Origin of the sequence: Streptomyces sp. CB01373 (assembly GCF_002803075.1) — a bacterium.
In the GTDB taxonomy this organism is placed as follows: Bacteria; Actinomycetota; Actinomycetes; order Streptomycetales; family Streptomycetaceae; genus Streptomyces.
Map to the genome: position 1 here is coordinate 14062 of NZ_NNBK01000002.1, position 21839 is coordinate 35900.

The following is a 21839-nucleotide window of genomic DNA, read 5'->3' on the forward strand; positions in this document are numbered from 1 at the left end:
TCACTCACCTCCGCGGTCTCGAAGGGACAGCGCCGGGTCGGGCCGGCGCAGGATCAGCACCGCCGTGACGACGAGCGGCGCGGCGGCGACGGCCGCGAGCAGCAGGGCCACCCGGGCGGCCGGCAGTTCGACCAGGACGGCCGGCAGCGGTTTCGTGGCCTGCCCGGTCAGCACGATCAGCGGGATCACGGCGCGGGCCAGCACGGCCCCCAGGGCCGCGCCGACCGCCACCGCCAGGGCCACCAGCACGCCCTGCTCGGCGGCGAGCGTCCGGGCCAGTTGGCGGCGCGGGGTGCCGAGCGCGCGCAGGACGGCGAACTCGGCGTCGCGCTCCCTCCTGGTCCCGACCGCGCCGACCACGAAGCCGACGGCGGCCAGTGCCGCCGCGACCACGGCGGCCGCGGTGAAGGCGGCCGCCGGCCCGGCACCGAACGGGTCGTCGCGCAACTGGTCGGCGATCTCGTCCCGCACGATCACCTGCTCCGGGTCGACGTCGGGCAGGGCCCGCAGGACCGCGGCCACGTCCGCCGACCGGTGGGGGTCGGTGCGCAGCCACCATTCGGTGGGCGCGGCCCGGCCGCCGGAGCCCGACTGGAGCAGCCGGTTGTACGAACGCAGGTCCAACAGCAGACCTCCGCCGTCGTGCACGGCGTCCGGGGAACCGCCTTGTTCGCCGGCGCCCGTGGTCGGCAGCGCCCGTACCGCACGCACGATCCGGACCGGAACGCTCTGGCCGGCGACGGTCACGTCCACCCGCTGCCCCTCGTGGGCGCTCGTGGACTCCAGGAAGCGGTCGGTCGCCACGGCCGCGATCTCCGGCTGCGCGGGCTGCGCCACCTGGAGCTGCACCGTCACCGTGCCCGAGGCCCGGACCTGGTCGTGCGGCACGTATCCGGTGCCGTAGGTGACGGTCAGCGGGCGGGCGGACGTCACGGCTGCCTTGGCCGGGGCGGCGTCGGCGGGAGGCGAGGCGTTGGTGCTGACGGCCGAGGTCGCCATCCAGGCCGTCGGCGCGCTCAGGCGCCGTACCGTCCCGTCGGTGCCGGTGGCGGTCGCCCCGGAGACGGTGAGGTGGTGCCGCTCGGCGACGTCGAAGGGCTGGCTCAGGGACAGGTCGAGGCCGACGAGGGTGAGAGGCCCGATGCCCGCGGGGAGGTCCAGGTCCAGGGGGTGGGAGCGGCCGTCGGCGGGCAGGGTGCCCATCGGCACGCGGTACAGCGCCCCGCGGTCGTCCTCGACGGTGACCGCCAGGTCCACCGTCATCCTCGTAGCGGAGCCGCGGATGCCGGCCGTCAGCCGCAGGCGGGCCGTCCCGGCGGGCACCTTCAGGCCTGCCGTCGGGTTCTTCGGGGCGAGCCCCGACGGCAGCGACCGCACCGGCTGCGACGCCAGGTCGGAGCGCATCAGCAGCGTGTCCGACGCGTTCGCGGTGTCCAGCGCGATCAGGGTCGCGGTGCGGTCGCCGGCCAGCGGCAGCGGGGCGCGGACGGCGGGGGCGGCGGAGCGCACGTGCGGGACGGCCGCGTACTGCTCGGTGCGGCCGAGTTCCCCCTCGCCGGCGGCCAGCACGCGCACCGGCGCACCCGCACGGAAGTCGGCCTGGTCGTCCTGCGAACGGTTCCAGGAGGCGTCCTGACCGATCGCCAGCATGCCCAGCGCGACGGCGAGCACGAGCAGCAGCACCGGCCCGGCGCCGCGCATCGGGCGGCGGCTGAACTGCCAGCCCGCCAGTGCGGCCGGCAGCCCGCGGCCCCCGGTCGCACGGCGCTCGGCCAGCCGGGCCACCGGCGGCAGCAGTCGCAGCGTCAGTACCGTTCCGGCCAGCAGGGCCAGCGCGGGCGCGACGACCAGCAGCGGGTCGATGCCGAGCGTGCCCGTGAGGTCGCCGCCGACCGCGCCGGAGGAGTGCCGGCTCAACTGCCAGTACGCCACACCGGCCACCGCCAGCAGACCCAGGTCCGCGCCGGCGCGCAGCGGCGCGGGCAGCGGACGGGACCGCGGTCCTGCCGCGAACGACGAGGTCAGCGCGGGCAGCGTCACCGCCATCGCACAGCCGAGGGCCACGGCAGCCGCCACCAGCCAGACCGCGGGACGCCCGGTCGTGGAGATGTCCGGGTGCAGTCCGATCCGGGCCAGGGCGCCCTGCCCGGCCAGCAGCCCGGTCAGCGGCCCCGCCAGCAGCGGCGCGCAGGCCACGGCGGGCACGGCGAGCAGCAGCGCCTCCGTCGCGGCCAGGCCCGCGAGCCGGGCACGGGAGCCGCCGCGGGCCCGCAGCAGGCGTGTCTCCGCGCCGCGCTCGGTGCTCAGCAGCCGGGCCACCAGCAGCAGCGCGTAGCCGGCCAGCAGCGCCAGTTGGACCGCGGCGATCAGGAGGGTCGAGCGGGCCACGAGCAGCGAGCGGTCGATCCGGTCGAGGACGTCGGGCAGCGAGCTCGTGACCTCCGGTGTGCCGCTCACCACGGTGGACTCCCGCAGTGACGCCGCGCTCTCGCGCACCGCGTCGCGCAGCGCCCCGATCCGTCCGGTCGTCAGCGTGGAGAAGTCCGCCGACGCCTGCCACGCGCTCTGCCCCGCGCTCAGCCTGTCGCCGTCGACGACGCCGGGATCGGTCAGCAGCGGCCCGTACATCGTGAAGCCGATCTTGCGGACGCCCCGGCCGTCCATCTCGTCCAGCCGCCAGTACGGCGCGTCGGCGTGAGTGGGGCGGTAGATCCCGGTGATCCGTGCGTGGACCTTCCCGCCGCCGAGGCGGTCGGTGAGGGCGAACCGGGCACCGGCCTTCAGACCGAGGCGCTGCGCGGCGGTCTGCGGCAGCGCGACCTCGACGTCACCCGTCGCCGTCGCGCTGGGCAGGCGTCCGGAGACGAGCCGCACCTGCGTGGGGTCCAGGGCCGCGAAGTAGGTCAGGTCCGGCTCGTCGGCGGAGGCGTCCCTCGCTTCGGCGGAGTCGGGAGCCTGCGGGAGAGTTGCCGGGGGCCGCAGGGACAGCGGCAGACCGTAGGGGCCGGAGCGCACCAGGGGGCGCACGGTGACCGGCAGTCCGTCGAAGGCCTCACGGGCCTGCTCGCGTACTTCGGCGTCGGCGGCCGTGCGCCCCTCGGACTGCGTTTCGCCGCGGACCACCAGGGTGGTGTCGGCGGCGTTGCGCGGGTCCCGCAGGGAGTGGCGCAGCGCCGCGTCGCCGATCGCGCCCGAGTAGGCGGTGAGCGTCGCCAGCACCGCCGTGGTCAGCAGGACCGTGAGCAGAGCGGCGGCCAGCGGCAGCCGGTGCGCCCGTGCCCGCAGCAGGACGAATCCCGTGAACCCCGCCACCCGGCTCCCCCTGCCGTTGTCCAGATCTTTGCGCTGATGTTGTCAGAGGGGACACGGCGCGGGTAAGCGGTGGTCGGCCGAGTTTGACCGGATCGTGATCGGATTCCGGCGCCGAACGACCGGAATCCGGTACTCAGGTTCCTGTGCGGTGGCTCAGTCGGGCGTGTTCACCATCGACGCCGCCGCGTACGTGAGGTAGTTCCACAGCGTCTGCTCGTGCTCCTGCGACAGGCCGAGCTCGTCGACGGCCACTCGCATGTGCCGCAGCCAGGCGTCGTGCGCCGCCCGGTCGACCCGGAAGGGCGCGTGCCGCATCCGCAGCCGCGGGTGGCCGCGCCGCTCCCCGTACGTCGTCGGACCGCCCCAGTACTGGATCAGGAACAGCCGCAGCCGCTCCTCGGCCGGTTCCAGGTCCTCCTCGGGATACATCGCCCGCAGCTCGGGGTCCTGGGCCACCCCCTCGTAGAAACGGTGGACCAGCCGGCGGAAGGTCTCCTCGCCGCCGACCTGCTCGTAGAAGGTCTGCTCCTGAAGCGTGCCACGCCGAATCTCATTCACCCGTCCATGCTCTCAGACGGCCGGACGAGGACCGGAGGCCCAGGTCCCTGCCCTGAGGCAGCACCTGGGACCGCCGGTCACGGCGTGATCGGCCCGAGGCAGGCGCGGCTAGCCGCGCCTGATCGTGATCGTCGTCCACGCGCCCACGTGGACGCGGTCGCCGTCCTGGAGGGGGACCGGCACGAAGGGCTGGATCGGGTCCTCCGAGCCGTTGACCGTGGTGCCGTTGGTCGAGTTCTGGTCGACCACCGCCCAGCTGCCGTCGGGCTGCTGGACCAGGACCGCGTGCTGGTGGGAGACGCCCGGGTCCTCCGGCGGGACCGCCAGGTCGATGTCGGGGGTGTCACCGGTGGAGTGCCGGCGGCGGCCGATGGTGACCTGGTTGCCGGAGAGCGTGCGCTGCTGCTCGGGCGAGTACGCGGGCAGGTTCAGGCCCGCGGCCTCGGGACCCGAGCGGTGCATCATCGCCATGAAGTAGTCGCGGTCCGGACCGATCGTCGCCGTCCAGGTCGCGGGCTGCTGCGGGTGCTGCGGGAAGGCCGGTCCCGGCGGGGCCTGGGTGGCACCCGGCTGCGGGTAGCCGTAGCCGCCCGTCTGGCCGGGACGGCCCGGGACGCCCGGACCGGACGGGCCGCCGGACGGCGGGGAGATCACCCAGTCGTCGTCGGCGCCGCGCTGCGGCCGGCCCGTCTCCTGCGGGAACACGGGCGGAGCCGGCGGGCCGGACTGCTGGTACATCTGCGGGCCACCACCGGGCGCTCCGGGGGCACCGGGCGGCGGCGGAACCGGCCGTGACGGGTCCGTGCCGAAGTTGGGCGGGCCGGGGCGGCCGGGGGGTTCGGTGCCGAAGTTGGGCGGGCCGGGGCGGCCGGGAGGCTCGGTGCCGAAGTTCGGCGGGCCCGGACGGCCCGGCGGCTCGGTGCCGTAGGGCGGGGCGTGCGGGATCGGCTCGGCGGGCCGGTTCATCTGGGACGGCCGGGAGCCCTGGTACTCGAAGGTGTCGCCGCCGAAGCCCGGGCCGGGCGGCTGCGGGAAACGAGGGGCGGCACCGGGCGGCGCGGCCGGCGTGTACGAGGTCGCCGTGTTCGTCAGGAAGTTCCACCGGCACTCCTCGCAGAACGGCGCCCCGCCCTCGCGGGGCGTACGGCACTGCGGGCAGAGCTGCGGCTCGGAGTCCGGTACGCCGGACAGGTGCGAGTGCCCACCGGGCGCACCCGGGTGGCCGTGGCCGCCGGGCCCCGGCGCGGGCGGGAAGCCGTAGCCCCCGGCCGGGGGCGGCGGGGGAGGCGGAGGCACGGCACCGGCCATGCGGTGACCGCACACCTCGCACCAGTCGTCGGAACCCGACTGGTGTCCGTTCGGGCAGGTCGGCATGTCGGCGCTTCCCCTTCTCCTTCTCCGGCCGCTGCGGCCGGATTCCTCCCACCCCGAGGGGCCGGGCTCGCTGTCCTGTGCGGTGTTCCCGCGTCACTTCTTCACACGAACGGTCTTGGTGGACCGGGTTTCGAGTGTCATCTCGTCGGCCTCTTCGACCTTCGCTTTCAGTCGCACAGTACCCGTCGCGACGTCGACCACGTCCACCACCTTCGCAAGGAGTTTCGCAGTATCCGCGTTCCCCGAAACACCGGCGAGCTGAACGGCCCGGCCCAGTTTGGCCGTTGCTCCATCGAAATCGCCCGCCTTGCGAAGGTCCAGTCCCTGCTGGATGACCTGGGCCAGTTCGGCCTGCCCGGTGTAGTGGGCCACCTGCGGGTTGATCGAGGTGGAGGCGGTCATGTCGTCGGTCCACACGGCCCGTACCAGGCCCTGGGCCCCGAGGTTGTGCGCCGTCCCGTCCGGCGCGGGCACCACCAGGGAGACACGGGCGGCGAGCATCTCCCGGCCGATGCCGGCCGCGGGCACCTCCACACAGAGGTGGTAGTCGCGGGACTCGTCGCCCCAGGAGCCGGTGGGATAGTCCCCGGCGCGTGGGCCCGCCTCGGCCCGGCGGTCGGTCAACTCCTCCACGGCCGGAGCGACTTGTTTGACGAACTTGATGGTCGTGCCCACCGGCGTCCACACCCGCAGCCGGACGTCCGCGACCTCCTTGCCCATCGCCGTCTCCATCATCCGCGTGAAGTCGGCGGCGAGGCCCGCCGGGTCGGCGACGATGTCGGCGGTGCCGAGCAGCGCGGAGGCGATCTGTGTGACTTCTTTCACTTCCCAGTCGGTGCCCACGCCTCGCGCGTCGCACGTGAAGCGTCCCGCGCACTCGTCGAGCGTCCGCTTCAGGTCCTCCGGGGACTCGTGCTCGTTTCGGCCGTCGGTGAGCAGGATGCCGTGCCGGATGGCGACGTCGGCCGAGGACAGCAGCCGGTCGGCCAGCCGCAGCCAGGTGCCGATGGCCGTGCCGCCGCCCGCGCTGAGCCTGCGCAGCGCCTGCTTGGCCTGGTCGCGGGTGGTCGCGTCGGCGACCGCGAGCCGGCCGCCGCCCGGATACACCTCCTTGGCCACGTGCGTGCCGCCGACCACCGCGAAGTGCACACCGTCGCGCAGGGTGTCGATCGCCGCCGCCGTGGCGTCCCGGGCGTTGCGCATCTTGGTCGGCGGGTAGTCCATCGAACCCGAGCAGTCGACCATGATCGCCACCGCGGCGGACGGCCCCTGCCCGGGCGTGTACAGATGCGGTGCCGCGACCGCGCCGCCGATCGTGCCGCCGCCGGTCGCGGTGACCGTGACGATCGCGTTGACCTCCCGGCCGCCCTCCGGCAGGTACTCGTTCTGGTACACGTCCACCGAGAACTGCGGCACGCTGGACTTCGAGAAATTCGCCATGCTGTCCCAGATCCCCCTCTGGACCCCGTGAACGGGGACGACGACTGTGAACGGACCGGCCCCCGCCGGCCCTCGGAGTTTCGCCGCGCTGAGGGGCCGGCCGGGGGTTTCCGTCACGCGTCCCGGCGTACGTCCCTCAGGCCGATCCTGCCCCCTGCGGCGCGGCCGGGAACGGCAGGACGGCCACTGTTACGTTGTCGTGGCCCCCGCCGTCGAGGGCGTGGCCGACCAGGACCCGGGCGCTGTGCAGCGGGCGCACGGCGGCGTCGAGGGGGACGGCGTCGGCCATCTCCCGTGCCGTTTCCGCGTAGTTCCACAGTCCGTCCGTGCACACCACGACGACTCCCGGCCGGTCCGGCTTGAACGACGCCGTGTGCGGCTCCAGTTCGTAGGCGTCCGCGCCGAGCCAGCCGGTGATCGCGTGGGCGCGCTCGTCGGCGTACGCCTCCGCCTCGGACATCAGGCCCGCCGAGACCATCTGCGCGGCCCACGAGTCGTCCTCGGTGAGCCGGGCCGCGGGCGCGCCGCGGTCCACCGGCACCCAGTAGGCGCGGCTGTCGCCGACCCAGCCGACGACCAGCAGTCCGGGGGTGACCACCGCGCCGACGAACGTGCAGGCCGGCGCGTTCTGATGGACGGAGTGCCGGCCTTCCGGCGCGGGCTCCCCGGCGATCGCGTCGACCGCCTGCGCGGCGGCGACGATCGCGTCGTGCATGGCCTGCTGCGGGTGCGTGCCCCGGGGCAGCGCGGCCAGCAGCGACTCGCTCGCCGCTCGTGAGGCGGCCAGGGACGCTTCGTCGGGGCGGGTCGCGGAGGAAACGCCGTCGCAGACGACCGCCGCGAGGGCGGGTGAGCCGTCGGGCAGCGCGGTGCGGCCGAGGGCGAAGGCGTCCTCGTTGCGGTGGTGGCGCAGACCGCGGTCGCTGACGGCGGCGATCGGGCCCGACTCCTGTTCCATGTGGTCGCGTTCGCGCGGCTGGGCGTGCCCGCAGTTCTCGCAGTAGCCGTCGCTGTCGACCCGGCCGGCCCGGCAGGCCACGCACACGGCGGTGCCCTCGCCCGCGGCGGCGTCGTCGGCGTCGGCGGGCACGCGCGGGTCCGGCGCCTGCAAGGGGTACTCGTCGGGCTCCGCGGGCCGGTCCAGCCGCACACCGGAGGCGGGCTGCGGCTGCGCGTGTCCTTGCGGCTGCTGCGGCTGTCCCTGAACTGCGGCCTGTGCTGGGGCCGGTGGCTGCGGCTGTCGCGGAGGCTGGGCTGCCGGTTGCGGCTGCGGTCCGCCCGCCGCCTGCGCCTGGGCCGTGGGCTGTGTCCGAGGCTCGGGGTGGGGCTGCGGCTGCGGCTGAACCGCCGCCCGGGCCTGGGCATGAGCCTGCGGCTGCGCCTGTCCCTGGGGCTGCGGTTGCCCCTGAGCTGCGGCCTGTGCTTGAGGCTGCCCCTGGGCTGAAGCCTGTGCTGGAGCCTGCGGTTGGGGCAGGGCGGCCGGTTGCGGCTGTGCCTGTTGTGCCGGTGCCGGCAGCGGGGAGCCGTTGGAGTCAGTGCCCGGCAGGTCCGTCGGCAGATGCAGCCGCGGTGGGGCCTCGGAGGCGTCCGGGTGCGGGGCGCGCGGCCATACGGCGTCGTCGGCACGCTCGCCGGGTCCGGCCGGGCGCGGCACACCGCCGCGGTCCATGGTGAGCGTCGGCGTGTCGTCCGGTCCCGCGGCGGCCGCGGACAGGGCGTACCCGCACGCACCGCAGAAGCGGTCACCCGATTCGAGCGGCTCCGCACAGCTCGGGCACTTCGGCAGCGCGGCCTGCTGGTGCATCTGCGACATCAACTACACCCACGTCCGGGGGCGGTAACGGTTGGCACGTTCCACCAGGTCGATCCTCTCCTCGCCACCGGGGGCCAGCCGGGCCAGCGTGCGGTACGAACGCTCCAGGCCGAACCGGAGTCCCCGCTCGTCCAGGTCGCTGCCGAGCAGCACCCGCCGGGCGGCCGGGTCGGTGGCCCGGCCCCCGGAGAGTACCCAGTCCAGGGCGCAGCCGAGGACTTCCGCCGACAACAGCTCGCGCCGCGCCGGGTCGAGACCGTAGGTCTGAAGTGCCTCGACCTGCCCGGAGGCGGCCGTCAGATCGTCCAGGAACGGCGTGTCGGAGGCCGCCGCCGTACGGTGCCGCAGCCGTGCCCGCACGGCCGCCACACGCGCCGCCGTGTAGTGGATGGAGGACCCCGGCACGGACTCCAGCGTCCGCACCGCGCCGTTCCGGTCGCCGCCGGCGAGCTGCACGCGGGCCAGCCCGAATGCGGCGCTGACCTGGCTCGGGTCGGTCGACCACACCAGGCGGTAGTACTCGGCGGCGTTGTCGAGCTGGCCGAGCACCTCGGCGCACAGGCCGAGCGCGAGCTTCGGCGCGACCTCGCCCGGGAAGGCGTCGTAGACCGCGTCGAAGGCGAGGGCCGCCTCCTCGTGGTCACCGGTGACCAGGGAGGCCATGCCCCGGTACCAGACGACCCGCCAGTCGTCCGGGTGGCTCTGCTCCAGTCGGCGCAGGACCTCCAGCGCCGTGGCCGCCTCGCCGGTCTCCAGCCGGGCGCGGACCTGGCGCAGCCGGGTTTCGGCCGACTGGGTGGGCACCGCGGCGAGGGCGTGTGCCAGTTCGCCGGGCGCGGACGTCAACAGGCCAGCGAGAAAACCCGCGTTCGGGTCACCCGGATCGACGTGGGGGACCGGCAGGGCGAGCGCGGCGGCGGGCGCGTCCGCGGGCTTGACGAGGGCCGGATGGGCCGGCGCGTTCGGCGCGCCCGGGGCACCATGGCCGTTCCCGGCACCGGCCGTGAGGGCCGGGGCGTACCCGCGCGGGCGCGTCACCCGCGCCCCCAGCCGGGACACGTCCCCGTCCAGCTTCGGGAACAACTCCGTGTCCGTCACGCGCAGTTCCGGGCCGAACAGCGTCGAAAGGGCCGGCCGCGCCCGGCCGGTCTGCAAGGACACGACCTCCCGCAGCACGCCCGTGAGCTGCTCGGCCATCTCCTGCGCCGAGGCGAACCGGCGGGCCGGGTCGGGATCGGTCGCGCGGACCAGGAGCCGGTAGAAGGACTCGTACTGGCGGAAGACCTCGATGTTGTCCGGATCGGGCAGGGAGTCCGCGAAGACGTTCGTGTAGCCCTGGAAGTCGAAGGTGAGGACGGCGAGCGTACGGCCCACCGTGTACAGGTCGCTGGCCACCGACGGGCCGACCTCGGCGACCTCGGGCGCCTGGTAGCCGACCGTGCCGTAGATGGCCGACTCGTCGTCGTCCATCCGGCGCACCGCGCCCATGTCGATCAGCTTGAGCTGGTCCTCGGTCTGGATCGCGTTGTCGACCTTGAAGTCGCAGTACAGCAGGTTGCGGCTGTGCAGATGGCCGAGCGCCTCCAGGGCCTCGATGCCGTACGCGCAGGCCTGCTCCACCGGCAACGGGTCGCGTCTGCCCTGCGAGGTGCGGCGGGAGTTGGCGATCTCCTTCAGCGACTTGCCGCCGACGTACTCCATCACGATGTAGCCGTCGAGGGAGCCGGTGCGCTGGTCGAGGTGCTCGACGAAGTTGTAGATCCGCACGATGTTGGCGTGCTCGATCTCCGCCAGGAACCGCCGCTCCGAGATCGCCGCCGCCATGGCGTCCTGGTCGCCGGTGTCCAGCAGGCCCTTGAGCACCACCCAGCGGTCGGAGACGGCCCGGTCCACGGCGAGGTAGATCCAGCCCAGGCCGCCGTGCGCCAGACAGCCCACGACTTCGTACTGGCCGTGGACGATGTCCCCGGCCCTCAGTTTGGGCACGAAGGAGTACGGGTGCCCGCACTTGGTGCAGAAGCCCTCCGTACGGCCCGGCCGGTCACCTCGCGCGCGACCGACCGGCGCCCCGCAGTCCGAGCGCGAGCAGAACCGCTTGCGCTCCGGCACCTCGGGGTTCTCCAGCACCATCGAACGCGGGTCGGGCCGCGGCACCTGCGGCACCTGCACCAGTCCCGCGCCCAGCCGGCCGCGGCCCGAGGAGCCCGTCGTGGAGCCGGAGCTGCGCACCGAAACCGAGCGGCCGGTCGCCCTGCCCGACAGCGACCGCGACAGCCGCCCCGACACCGAGCGGCGGGACCGTGAGGAACCCGTCGACTGCGACGACGTACGGGAACTGCCCGCCGAACCCCGGCTGCCCGCCGAACCCCGCGAGTCCCCGCCGCCGGTGACCCCGGTGGGCGGCGAACCCACCATGCCGGTCGGCGAAACCACCGGCGCGAGACCGCACGTGTCGCAGTACAGCTCACCGCCGCCGACGTCCTCGTACGTGCCGCCGCAGTCCGGCCGCTGACAGGTCTGCCCCGCCTGACTCATGACTCCCCCTACCGTCCCTCGCGCCCGCCCGGCTCCGGCACCCGGGAGCCGCCGAGCAGCTCGGCCGCCGCCTGCTGATAGCGCAGCACGGCCTGTTCGGCCACCCGCAGGTCGCAGGGCGCGCTCCACAGCATGCGCCGCGCCGCGTCGTACCGCTCGACCAGCAGCGGGTCCTCCGCCAGACCGTGCCGGGCCACCTTCGCCTTGTACGCGTCCAGCCGCCCGCGCAGCTCGGCACGGACCGCCAGCGGCGCGGTGACCGCCGTCAACGACTCGCGGGCGCGCAGGAGTTCGTCCTCGGCCTTCTCCTCCAGAGACTCCAGGAGCGGCGACAGCCGGTGCCAGCGGGCCTGCCTGCGGTACTCGGCGGCCGTCGCCAGCTGCTCCTGGAGGGCGGTCGGCGGACCGCTGACCACCGGCACCTCCGTGGCGGCGATCTTCGCCAGCACCTCGCCGCGCGCGGTGCGCGCCTCGGCGAGGGTGCGGTCCGCGCGCGAGAGCACGTCCCGCAGCCTGATCAGCCGCTGCTCGGCGTCCTGCCGCACGCCGAGCACGGCCTCGATCTCCCGGCGCACCTCGTCGAGGGCCCGCGCCTGACGGTCGTACACCGTGGTGTCCGGCCGTCCGCCGCCCGGCGCCGAACTGCCCTGCGCGGGCACCCAGAAGGCGAGCGGATCGGAGATCACCTCCGCGCGCAGCCCGGTCAGCGTGCGCGTGACGCGGTCCAGGTCGTCGCCCGCCGGGTGCTCGCCGGGGCGGACGCCGACCGAGTGCGCGAGCCGGCGGGTGCGCTGGAGCTCCGCGGCCAGCAGATCGATCCGCGCGGGCAGCGCCGACCACACCGCGTCGGCGGCGACCACCATGTCAAGACCGGCCGCGTACAGCTCGTTCATCCGGTCCACCAGCGTGACCAGGGAGAAGCTCTGGCTGAGTCGGCCGGGACCGGGCGCGCCCGCGACGGCCGCGCCGGGGACGGTGACGGACTCGCCGCGCAGCAGCTCGGTCAGCTCCACCAGGTCGTCGCGGCTGGACCAGCGGCGGCGGGCGCGGATCTCACGGGCGGTGCGCAGGGCGCCGCTGTAGGCGTCGAAGTACGCCCACAGCAGCGTGATCGACGCCTCTGTGGCCGCCCAGCGCTCCTTGGTGACGCCGGTCAGCTCGGCGCCCTCCAGGAGTCTGCGGCCCGCGTGGTCCTGGAGGGCGAGCAGCGAGGTCTCGATGGCCTCGTGCTCCGCGCCGAGCCGCGCCAGCGCACGGTCCACCTCGTCCCGGTCCATCACCGGCCCGGCGGGGTCCGTGACGCCCATCGATCACCTCTCGCTGCCGTGTGTCGCCTGTGTGCTGTCGGGTTGTGCCGGTCCGTCGGTGCCGCACCGGCCGGTGACAGGTCACCGGTAGGCCGGCGTCGGCGCGGTGGCCGACGGTGAGTCCTTACCCAGCGTGGCGGACAGCCACCTCCCGTACGACGTCTTCCAGCCCCCGTCCTTGCGGTAGTTCTCCAGTGTCCGGTTGACCTGGCGGACCAGGTCCTCGGCGCCGAGGTTCATGGCCACACCGTAGAACTCCTTGGTGAAGGAGGCCCCCTTCAAGGCCACGGTGGGGTCCTGCGCGGCCTGGCTGGCGGCGAGTGCGCCGTCCGTCACCACCGCGTCCACCTCGCCGAGCTGGAGCCGCACCAGGCAGTCCAGCTGGTTGGGGACGGTGGTGGTGATGTCGGTGGTCGCGGGAAGCGTGCCGTCCTTGGTGTCGGCGGCCAGGTGGTCGTAGGCCGTGGAGCCGGTGGCCGAGCAGACCTTCTTCCCGGCGAGTGAGCCGTCGTAGCCGGTGATGTCCGAGGTCTTGGGGGCCAGGACCTGCTGGCCGGTCAGGAAGTAGGGGGCGGAGAACGCCACCTGCTTCAGCCGGTCGCAGGTGATGGTCATGGTGCGCACCACCATGTCCACCCGGCCGCTGCGGATCGCGGGTATCCGCTCGTTGGTGGGGATGGCCTTGAACTGGACCTTGTCCGGGTCGCCGAGGATGTCCTCGGCGATGCGGTGCACGAGGTCGATGTCGAAACCCTCCAGCGCGCCGGAGCCGTTGTTCGGGTTGCGGTAGCCCCAGCGGTAGCTGTTCTGGTCGACGCCGACCGTCAGGTGGCCGCGCGAGCGGATGGCGCTCACCGTGCGGCCGCCCGCGCGGGACGGGGACGGGCTCAGGTCGTGGGCCTGGCTGTCCTGGCAGTTGTCCGCCTTGGACTGCGTGCCCCGCACGGCGTGTTGGCCGCCCAGGACGGGACCGCCGGCGCCGTGCGGCTGGGTGCGGGGCAGCAGGAGGACGAACGTCAGCGCCAGGACGCAGACGGCAGCCATCGCGCCGACACCGCCCCAGCCCTTCAGGCCGGCCCGCAGTCGTCGTGCTCGCATCGCCACGCCCCCTTTCACCGGTACTCCGAAAGCCTGCGTCCGATGCCCAGGACCGCGCCGGCCGCGCCGAGCACCGCGAGCACGGCGGAGCCGGCGGGCAGGCCCGTCATGGCGGCCCGGCCGTCCTGCGCAGCCTGCCGGAACCTGCCCGTCTCATGGGTGAGCGCCGACGCGAGGGAGGCGTCGACGTTGTCGAAGCAGTCACCCGTGGACTGCGCCCGGTCCTCGGCGGTGTTGCCGATGACCCGGTCGCGTGCCTTCTGGTAGTCGCCCGAGTCGTTGGCCTGGCGGGCCAGTTCGTGCCGTTGCTTCCACACCTTCATCGACTCGTTCGCCGTGTCCACCGGCTTCCTGCCGCCGGGGTCCTCCGCGAGGGTGCCGGCCCGGTTCAGCGTCCTGGCGAGGGTGCCGAGCTCCTGGTCGTACGCCCAGTCGTAGGCGTCCATGACCGTGCCGTCCTTCAGCGTTCTGGTCTCCGCGCCGCGGCTGACCAGGGTGAGGTTCTCGTCGCTGCGGGCCTTGAGGGAGGCGATACGGGCGTCGTGCAGCACGTTCAGCGAGCGCACGCCGTGCGTGTAGGAGCCGTTGAGTCCCACGCGCGCGACGCTGTGGCCTATCACCAGCCACAGCAGGACGACGGCGGTGGCGGCGCTCGCGGCGACCAGGCCGTGGTTCAGCACCCGGTTCGTCCGCCGGTAGTTGCGCCGCTGGGCCCAGGCGAGGGCGGCCAGGGCGACGACGCCGAGGGCGATCGCGGCCCACGGGTACGGTGTCGCGTCCCCGTAGTCGGAGCGCAGCCGCTGGTTCTCCTTCTGGTACAGGTCCTCGGCCGCCGGGAGCATCTCGTTCTGCATGGTGTCGTTGGCGGCGCGCAGGTACGCGCCGCCGACCGGGAAGCCCTGGCGGTTGTTGGCACGGGCGGACTCGACCAGGCCCTTGTAGCGCGGCAGGAGCTGGTTGAGCTTGGTGATGGTGGCCGCGGAGGGGCTGCCGGGAGCGGAGTTGGCGGCGGCGGTGACCAGCTTGGCGGCGGCCGTGCGGATGTCGGACTCGTAGCGCTCGCGGGTGGCCGCCGTCTCCTGGAGACCGGCCAGATAGCCGCTGGTGGCCATGGTGTTGGCGTCGGCGAGCGAGCGGTAGATGTCGGCCGCGTCGGAGCTGAGCGGCTGGCTGCGATGGAGGACGTCGTCGGCTGCCGTGGCACGGTCGCTGGTCTGGAGGGCGGTGACGGCGCCGAAGGCCACGACGAGGAGGGCGAGGACGGCGCCGATGACGCGGAGCCGGCCGGGCTCGGTGGTGGCGGCGGTGCGCAGGCGCTCGGCGCCCTCGGCGAAGGCGGTGCGGCGCGGGGGCGACGGGGGCTGGGCGGCGACGACGGGGGCAGCGCGCTGCGGCGGGACCGCCGGGAGCGTGGGCAGGCCCGGGCCCGGCGGTGCCGGTCTGCTCGTCGGCGGTTGTGTCACTGCTGACCTCCCCCATGGTCATCCGTCGCCGCAAGTATCGCTGCCGTGACCGGCATTCGCACCGGTCTTCACCCGATCTCGGCCGAACCGTGTGCGCTCGCCCCGTACCACCCCTTGCCCATGTATACGCCGGGAGAATCAGTTCGGTTCCCCGCGCCTCCCGCGCCTCCTACGCCTCCCGGGTCTTCGCGGGGAACCACCGGCACCTCACTGTTCGAAGTGGGCCCGCACCTTTTCCAGGGCCGCCGCCGGTGCTCCCACGTGGTCCAGGCCCAGCAGGGCCGCGCCCAGGACCGGACGGGCCGTGACGACCCGCGGGACCGCCTTGGGGGCGCGGTCGGCGAGCAGGCCGCGGACGGCGTCGTCGAGCCGGGGGTGGCGGGCGGCGAGGACACTGCCGCCGAGGACGACGGGCGTCTCCTCGTCGAGCAGGCCGAGGCGGGTCAGCGCGACCGTGGCCATGGCCACCACCTCCTCGGCCTGGCGGTCGACGATGGTGCGGGCGACCGGATCGCCCTGGTCGGCCGTGGCGAACAGGACCGGGGCCAGCTCGTGGCGGCGGAGGTGGTCGACGTGCCCCAGGTGCAGCGCCTCGATGAGGGCGTACATGGAGTCGAGGCCGAAGTGGGCGGGGAGGGTGCGGGACAGGGCGGTGGGCGCGCCGCGGCCGTCCTCCGCGCGGGCCGCGTACCACAGGGCCTCCTCCGCCAGGCCCCAGCCGCCGCCCCAGTCGCCGGAGACCCGGCCGAGCGCGGGGAAGCGGGCGGTGCGGCCGTCCGGGAGCATGCCGACGCAGTTGATGCCGGCGCCGCAGACCACCGCGACCCCGCGCGGTTCGGCCACGCCCGCGCGCAGGATCGCGAACGTGTCGTTGCGGACCTCCACCGTCGTGCCCCACGCGCGCGCGTGCAGCGCCGACGCCAACTGTTCCTCCTCCACGGGCAGGTCGGCGTTGGCCAGGCAGGCCGAGACATGGCCGGCGCCGGTGACGCCGGCCTGCGCGTACGCCCGTCGGACCGCTTCCTCCAGGGCGTCCACCGCGGTTCGGACGCCCACGGCGGGCGGCCGGAACCCGCCGCCGCGGGCCGTGGCGAGGACGTGCCCGTCGGCCGCCACCACCGCGACGTCGGTCTTGCTGTTGCCCGCGTCGATCGCGAGGACGCTTGCGGTCAGGCCCACGCGAGGTACTCCCGGTTGTGCGCGACGAGTTGGTCGGTGAGGGTCTCGGCGTAGGCGTACTGGCCGATCAGGGGGTGTGCGAGGAGGGCGCGGAAGACGCGGTCCCGGCCGCCGCGCAGGGCCGCCTCCAGGGCCAGGTGCTCGTACGCCGTCACATCGGCCATCAGGCCCGCGTACAGCGGGTCCACGGCGGGGACGGGCAGGGGGGCCGCGCCCTTGGAGTCCACGGCCGCCTGCACCTCGATCACCGCGTCGTCCGGGAGGAAGGGCAGGGTGCCCTTGTTGTACGTGTTCACCACCTGGTACGGGTTGCCCCCTCCGCCGAGCAGGGCCGCCGCCAGGTCCACGGCCGCCTCCGAGTAGTAGGCGCCGCCGCGCCGGGCGAGCAGGGCGGGCTTCTCCACCAGGGTCGGATCGCCGTACATCGTCAGCAGCTCCCGCTCCATCGCGGCCACTTCGGCCGCGCGGGACGGCTTGGTGCGCAGTTCGTCCACGACCTCGTCGTGCGCGTAGTAGTAGCGCAGGTAGTAGGAGGGGACCACGCCCAGACGGTCCAGGAGCGGGCGGGGCAGGCGCAGGTCGCCGGCGATCGTCCCGCCGTGCTCGGCCAGGAGCCGGGGCAGTACGTCCTCGCCCTCCGGGCCGCCCAGGCGCACCGCCGTCTCCCAGGTGAGGTGGTTCAGGCCCACGTGGTCCAGGTGGATGTCGGCGGGCGCGAGGCCGAGCATTCCCGCGAACTTGCGCTGGAGGCCGATCGCCACGTTGCACAGGCCGACCGCCCGGTGTCCTGCCTGCAGCAGGGCGCGAGTGACGATGCCGACCGGGTTGGTGAAGTCGATGATCCAGGCGTCCGGGTTCGCGCGGCGGACCCGGTCGGCGATGTCCAGGACCACCGGGACCGTGCGCAGCGCCTTGGCCAGCCCGCCCGCGCCGGTGGTCTCCTGGCCGACGCAGCCGCACTCCAGGGGCCATGTCTCGTCCTGCTGCCGGGCCGCCTGGCCGCCGACGCGCAACTGGAGCAGTACCGCGTCGGCGCCGTCGACGGCCGCGTCCAGGTCGGAGGTGGTGACGACGCGGCCCGGGTGGCCCTGGTGGGCGAAGATGCGGCGGGCCAGCCCGCCCACCAGCTCCAGGCGGTCCGCCGCCGGGTCCACCAGCACGAGTTCCTCGACGGGCAGGGTGTCCCGCAGACGCGCGAAACCGTCCACGAGTTCGGGGGTGTAGGTCGAGCCGCCGCCGACCACGGTGAGTTTCATGCTGTTCAGCCCTTCACTCCGGTGAGTGTGACGCCCTCGACGAACGCCTTCTGCGCGAAGAAGAACACGAGGATCACGGGGGCCATGACCAGAACGGTCGCGGCCATGGTGAGGTTCCAGTCGGTGTGGTGGGCCCCCTTGAAGGACTCAAGGCCGTAGGACAGGGTCCACGCGCCCGGGTTCTCCGAGGCGTAGATCTGCGGGCCGAAGTAGTCGTTCCAGGCGTAGAAGAACTGGAAGAGGGCGACGGCCGCGAGACCGGGTCTGGCCATGGGGACGACGACCTTCAGCAGCGTGCGCAGCTCGCCGCAGCCGTCGACCCTCGCCGCGTCCAGGTACTCGTTCGGAATGGTCGTCAGGAACTGCCGCAGCAGGAAGACGGAGAACGCGTCGCCGAACGCCATCGGGATGATCAGCGGCCACAACGTGCCGGACAGGTCCAGCTGCTTGGCCCAGAACAGGTACATCGGGATGATGACCACCTGCGGGGGCAGCATCATCATCGAGATCACCAGCATGAGCGACAGGTTGCGGCCCCGGAAGCGGAACTTCGCCAGCGCGTACGCCACGGGCAGCGAGGACGCCACAGTGAGGACCGTGCCGAGACCGGCGTAGACCAGCGTGTTCCGCCACCAGGTGAGGAAGCCCGGGGTGTCGAGGACCTTCTTGTAGTTGCCCCACTCCCAGGTGTGCGGGACCAGATCGCGGCTGAGGGCCTGGCTGTCGCTCATCAGCGAGGTCAGCAGGACGAACACGAAGGGCAGGACGAAGAACAGGGCGGCCGCCACGCCGAGCGAGTGGACCGCGATCCACTCCAGCGCCGCCCTGCGGCGGGCCGTGCGCTCGGCGGGGGAGGGCCGGGTCTTCAACCCCGCCGGTCTGTCCAGTAGTTGGGTCATCGTCAGTCACCTGCCTGGATGAGACCGCCCCGGCGCCGCATCAGGAACGCGGTGAACACCATCGACAGGGCGAACAGCACCAGCGCCACCACGCAGGCCGGGCCGTACTCGAAGCGCTGGAAGCCGAGGTTGTAGACGAGCTGGGGGAGGGTGAGCGTGGACCTGTCCGGATAGCCGGGCTCGAACTGGGTGCCCGCGCCCTGGATCACGCCCGAGGCGACCTTTCCGGCGATCAGCGGCTGGGTGTAGTACTGCATCGTCTGGATCACACCCGTGACCACCGCGAACATCACGATCGGCGAGATGTTCGGCAGCGTGACGTACCGGAAGCGCTGCCAGGGCGAAGCGCCGTCCAGCTCCGCGGCCTCGTACTGCTCCGTGGGCACGTCGAGCAGCGCGGCCATGAAGATGACCATCAGGTCGCCCACTCCCCACAGGGCGAGCATCGTCAGCGCCGGTTTGGACCAGGTGGGGTCGCCGAACCAGCCGGGCGCGGGGATCCCGACCCGCTCCAGGAGGGAGTTGACCGGGCCCGTGCCGGGGTTGAGGAGGAAGGCGAAGGCCATGGTCGCCGCCACGGGCGGGGCCAGGTAGGGCAGATAGAACAGGGTGCGGAAGACACCCGTGCCCGTTCTGATCCTGGTGATCAGCAGACCCACGCCGAGCCCGAAGACCACCCGCAGGGTCACCATCACCAGGACCAGCCAGAGCGTGTTGCGCAGGGCCGGCCAGAACAGCGGGTAGTTCTGGAAGACGTACGTCCAGTTCCTGGTGCCGCGCCACGTCGGCGGCCCGAAGCCGTCGTAGTGCATGAACGAGAAGTAGACGGTGGAGATCAGCGGATAGGCGAAGAAGACCGCGAAGCCGATCAGCCACGGAGACATGAAGGCGAGGGTCTTCAGCGCCGAGCGGCGGCGCTTGGACGCCAGGGTGATGGTGGTCATGCGCGCCTACTTCGCCTGCGCGATGTCCGTGTCGATCTGCTGGGCCGTCCTGAGCAGGCCGGCCTTGAGGTCCTTGGCCCTGCCGCTCTCGTAGTCGTAGCCGAACTGCTGGATCGTCACCAGATACTGGCCGCCGTTGATGGAGGCGGGCGTCGTGGTCGAGTCCGGGTTGGCGGCGATGTCCAGGAACGTCTTGAAGCGCGGGTCGTACTTCAGCTTCGGGGACTTCAGCGCCGCCAGCGTGGAGGGCACGTTGTGGATGTCGTTGGCGAAGCCGACCACCGCGTCGGTGTCCGTGGTCATGTACTTCACCAGCTCCCAGGCGGCGTTCTGCTTCTTGCTGGTGGCGGCGATGCCGGCGATGGTGCCGGTGATGTAGCCCTTGCCGTACTGGCCGGCCTGGTCGTCGGGGACGGGCAGCGGGGCGACGCCGATCTCGAACTTCGGCTTGGCCTCCTCGGCCATGCCAAGCCGCCACTCGCCGTCGAGCTGCATGGCCACCTGGCCGGTGTGGAAGGGGTGCTTGGGGCCCCACTCGTCGCCGAGGCCGGCGCGGTACTTCTCGAGCTTCCGGTAGCCGCCGAGTTCGTCCACGAGCCGCTTCTGAAGGGTGAAGCCCTTCTCGAACGCGGGGTCCGTGGCCAGGCTCGACTTGCCACTGGAGTCGAAGTACGCCGGGGAGAACTGCGCGAAGTAGTGCTCGGTCGTCGACTCCCAGCCGTGGTAGTCCGGCATGAAACCGAGCTGCCGGTAGCCGTCGCCCTGGGGGATCGTCAGCTTCTTGGCGTCGGCTTCGAACTCGGACCAGGTCCTCGGGGGGTTCTTGATGCCGGCCGCGGCGAAGGCGTCCTTGTTGTAGTAGAGGCCGTAGGCGTCGCCCAGCAGCGGCACCGTGCAGCGCTTGCCGTCGAACTGGGTGTACTCGTTCATCGCCTTCGGGAAGGTCTTCTCCGGGTCCGTGCCCGTCTTCTCGAAGAACGGGTTGAGATCGACCAGCGCGCCCGAGGAGCAGAACTTGCCGACGTTGTTGGTGGTGAAGGAGGAGATCACGTCGGGCGCCTTGGCGCCGCCGGTGCGCAGCGCCTGGTTGATCTTGTCGTCGGTCATGTTGCCGACGACGTTGACGCGGATGTTCGGGTGCGCCTTCCGGAAGCCGTCGATCAGCGACGTGACGGCCTTCACCTCGCTCGGATCGCTCCAGGCGTGCCAGAAGTTGATGGTCGTGTCCTTCGACGCGTCGTCGTTCGCGCCGGCGTCGGGCTGACCGGTACAGGCGGTGGCGAGCAGTGCCATGGCGGCGGAGGCAGCGAGGGCGAGGGCCGCTTTCCGGGACACTTCGGGCATGGCTGGATCTCCCTGGGACGGGGGGCGGTGAGGGAAGGGGCGGAGCGGGTACGGCGGTTCAGCGCGAGGTGTCGAAGACCTCGTCGCGGGTGGACGCGAGCGCGCTCTCCAACGCGCCCCGCAGTACGGGGTGTTCATGCACGTCGCCGACCACCAGGCGCGGCCGGGAGGCGGCCAGTTCCTCCAGCTCGGCCTGGACCAGGGCGCGCAGCACCTCGCCGCCGGCGGTGAGCGAGGTGCCGCTGAGGACGACGAGTTCGGGGTCGAGGACGGAGACGAGGGCGGCGAGACCGGTCGCGAGCCGGGTCGCGTACGCCGCCAGGAACGTGCGGTGGGGACCGGTGGCGTGGTCGGCGGCGCGGGCGACGAGCTCGGCGGCGGCCGCGGCGGGGGGTCCCGCGGGCGGGTCCTCGATGCCCAGCTCCCTGGCCAGTGCCGGCAGCGCCTGCGAGCCGGCCAGCTCCTGGTAGCCGCCACTGTTGGCCCGGGTCACCTGGCGGACCAGCGGGGTGCCGGGGACCGGCAGGAAGCCGACCTCGCCGGCACCGCCGGTCCAGCCGCGGTGCAGGCGGCCGCCGAGCACCAGGGCGGCGCCGAGGCCCTCCTGGTTCCACAGCAACACGAAGTCCCGGTGGCCGCGGGCCGCGCCGAGCCGCTGCTCGGCCAGGGCCACGAGGTTGACGTCGTTCTCGTACTCCACCGGCATCGGCAGGGCGGCGGCGAGTTCGTCGAGCAGGGTGGGGGAGTGCCAGCCGGGCAGGTGGGAGGCGTAGCGCAGACGGCCGGTGCCGGGGTCGAAGGCGCCGGGGGTGCCGATGACCAGCCGGTGCACGTCGCCGCGGGCCAGCCCCGCCGCCTTCACCGCGCCGTCGAGGGCGTCGGTGACCTGCTTCACGACGGGCCCGGACGGGCGCCGGCCGGGGGTCGGCAGCTCGTACTCGCCGACGGTGCGGCCGGTGATGTCGGCGACGGCGGCGCGGATGCGGAGGGGATTGACGTCCAGCCCGGCGGCGTGGGCGGCGGCCGGATTCACGGCGTAGAGCTGGGCGCTGGGGCCCGGTCGTCCCTCGCTGGTCCCCGTGGCGCGGACCAGCCCGGCGGCCTCCAGGCGGGCCAGGAGCTGGGAGGCGGTCGGCTTGGACAGGCCGGTCAGCTTCCCGATCCGGGTACGCGACAGCGGCCCGTGCTCCAGGAGGAGGTCCAGGGCGGCGCGGTCGTTCATGGCGCGCAGGACCCGTGGAGTGCCGGGCGTGCCGGTGGTACCTGCCATACGTCGGCCCTCCCCTGCGGTCACTGTTAGGAAAGTTTCCTGTTCGA

The 21839-nt window shown here is 73.3% G+C and carries 16 protein-coding genes; 1 reads left to right on the forward strand and 15 read right to left on the reverse strand.

Going from position 1 to position 21839, the window contains the following annotated elements:
* From CG719_RS02385 to CG719_RS02410, 6 genes are all read right to left on the reverse strand, one after another.
* The gene (locus CG719_RS02385; RefSeq protein ID WP_100566788.1) at nucleotides 1-3312 is read right to left on the reverse strand and encodes an FtsX-like permease family protein; all 3312 of its coding nucleotides are present in this window, start codon (nucleotides 3310-3312) and stop codon (nucleotides 1-3) included.
* A 153-nt stretch (nucleotides 3313-3465) separates the two neighbouring features.
* Nucleotides 3466-3870: a globin gene (locus CG719_RS02390; protein WP_100566789.1), complete on the reverse strand. Its 405-nt coding sequence runs from the start codon at nucleotides 3868-3870 to the stop codon at nucleotides 3466-3468.
* A 108-nt stretch (nucleotides 3871-3978) separates the two neighbouring features.
* On the reverse strand, nucleotides 3979-5244 hold the full coding sequence (locus tag CG719_RS02395; RefSeq protein ID WP_100566790.1) for an FHA domain-containing protein: 1266 nt from the start codon (nucleotides 5242-5244) through the stop codon (nucleotides 3979-3981).
* A gap of 93 nt (nucleotides 5245-5337) precedes the next feature.
* Nucleotides 5338-6684: a VWA domain-containing protein gene (locus CG719_RS02400; RefSeq protein ID WP_100566791.1), complete on the reverse strand. Its 1347-nt coding sequence runs from the start codon at nucleotides 6682-6684 to the stop codon at nucleotides 5338-5340.
* A 136-nt stretch (nucleotides 6685-6820) separates the two neighbouring features.
* Nucleotides 6821-8353 carry a PP2C family protein-serine/threonine phosphatase gene (locus CG719_RS02405; protein WP_324838185.1) on the reverse strand — a complete coding sequence of 511 codons (1533 nt, stop codon included), beginning with the start codon at nucleotides 8351-8353 and terminating at the stop codon, nucleotides 6821-6823.
* Nucleotides 8354-8500: 147 nt separating this feature from the next.
* Complete coding sequence (locus CG719_RS02410) at nucleotides 8501-10726, reverse strand: tetratricopeptide repeat protein (RefSeq protein ID WP_442802697.1); 2226 nt, start codon at nucleotides 10724-10726, stop codon at nucleotides 8501-8503.
* Here CG719_RS02410 and CG719_RS37500 point away from each other — a divergent pair.
* Entirely contained in the window at nucleotides 10707-11009 is a 303-nt protein-coding gene (locus CG719_RS37500) for a hypothetical protein (RefSeq protein ID WP_442802698.1), read from the forward strand. The two genes, CG719_RS02410 and CG719_RS37500, sit on opposite strands and share 20 nt — an antisense overlap.
* 31 nt (nucleotides 11010-11040) lie before the next feature.
* Here CG719_RS37500 and CG719_RS02415 read toward each other — a convergent pair whose 3' ends face one another.
* The 9 genes from CG719_RS02415 to CG719_RS02455 all read right to left on the reverse strand — a co-directional run bounded on the left by CG719_RS02415 (nucleotide 11041) and on the right by CG719_RS02455 (nucleotide 21792).
* Nucleotides 11041-12339, reverse strand: coding sequence for a hypothetical protein (locus CG719_RS02415; protein ID WP_100566793.1), 1299 nt, complete (start codon nucleotides 12337-12339; stop codon nucleotides 11041-11043).
* 81 nt (nucleotides 12340-12420) lie between these two features.
* Nucleotides 12421-13437 carry a glutamate ABC transporter substrate-binding protein gene (locus CG719_RS02420; protein WP_100567163.1) on the reverse strand — a complete coding sequence of 339 codons (1017 nt, stop codon included), beginning with the start codon at nucleotides 13435-13437 and terminating at the stop codon, nucleotides 12421-12423.
* A 14-nt stretch (nucleotides 13438-13451) separates the two neighbouring features.
* Nucleotides 13452-14900, reverse strand: a complete 1449-nt coding sequence (locus CG719_RS02425) for a hypothetical protein (protein ID WP_100566794.1) — start codon at nucleotides 14898-14900, stop codon at nucleotides 13452-13454.
* Nucleotides 14901-15107: 207 nt separating this feature from the next.
* A complete protein-coding gene (locus CG719_RS02430) occupies nucleotides 15108-16079 on the reverse strand; it encodes an N-acetylglucosamine kinase (RefSeq protein WP_100566795.1) in 972 nt (323 codons plus the stop codon).
* Nucleotides 16070-17335, reverse strand: a complete 1266-nt coding sequence (locus tag CG719_RS02435) for a 6-phospho-beta-glucosidase (RefSeq protein ID WP_100566796.1) — start codon at nucleotides 17333-17335, stop codon at nucleotides 16070-16072. The genes CG719_RS02430 and CG719_RS02435 overlap by 10 nt, the downstream gene beginning before the upstream one ends.
* Before the next feature lie 5 nt (nucleotides 17336-17340).
* Nucleotides 17341-18234, reverse strand: coding sequence for a carbohydrate ABC transporter permease (locus CG719_RS02440; protein ID WP_100566797.1), 894 nt, complete (start codon nucleotides 18232-18234; stop codon nucleotides 17341-17343).
* A gap of 2 nt (nucleotides 18235-18236) precedes the next feature.
* Nucleotides 18237-19178, reverse strand: a complete 942-nt coding sequence (locus CG719_RS02445; RefSeq protein ID WP_100566798.1) for a carbohydrate ABC transporter permease — start codon at nucleotides 19176-19178, stop codon at nucleotides 18237-18239.
* Between the two features lie 6 nt (nucleotides 19179-19184).
* On the reverse strand, nucleotides 19185-20522 hold the full coding sequence (locus CG719_RS02450; RefSeq protein ID WP_100566799.1) for an ABC transporter substrate-binding protein: 1338 nt from the start codon (nucleotides 20520-20522) through the stop codon (nucleotides 19185-19187).
* Nucleotides 20523-20580: 58 nt separating this feature from the next.
* Nucleotides 20581-21792, reverse strand: coding sequence for an ROK family transcriptional regulator (locus CG719_RS02455; protein WP_100566800.1), 1212 nt, complete (start codon nucleotides 21790-21792; stop codon nucleotides 20581-20583).
* Nucleotides 21793-21839: the final 47 nt, after the last annotated feature.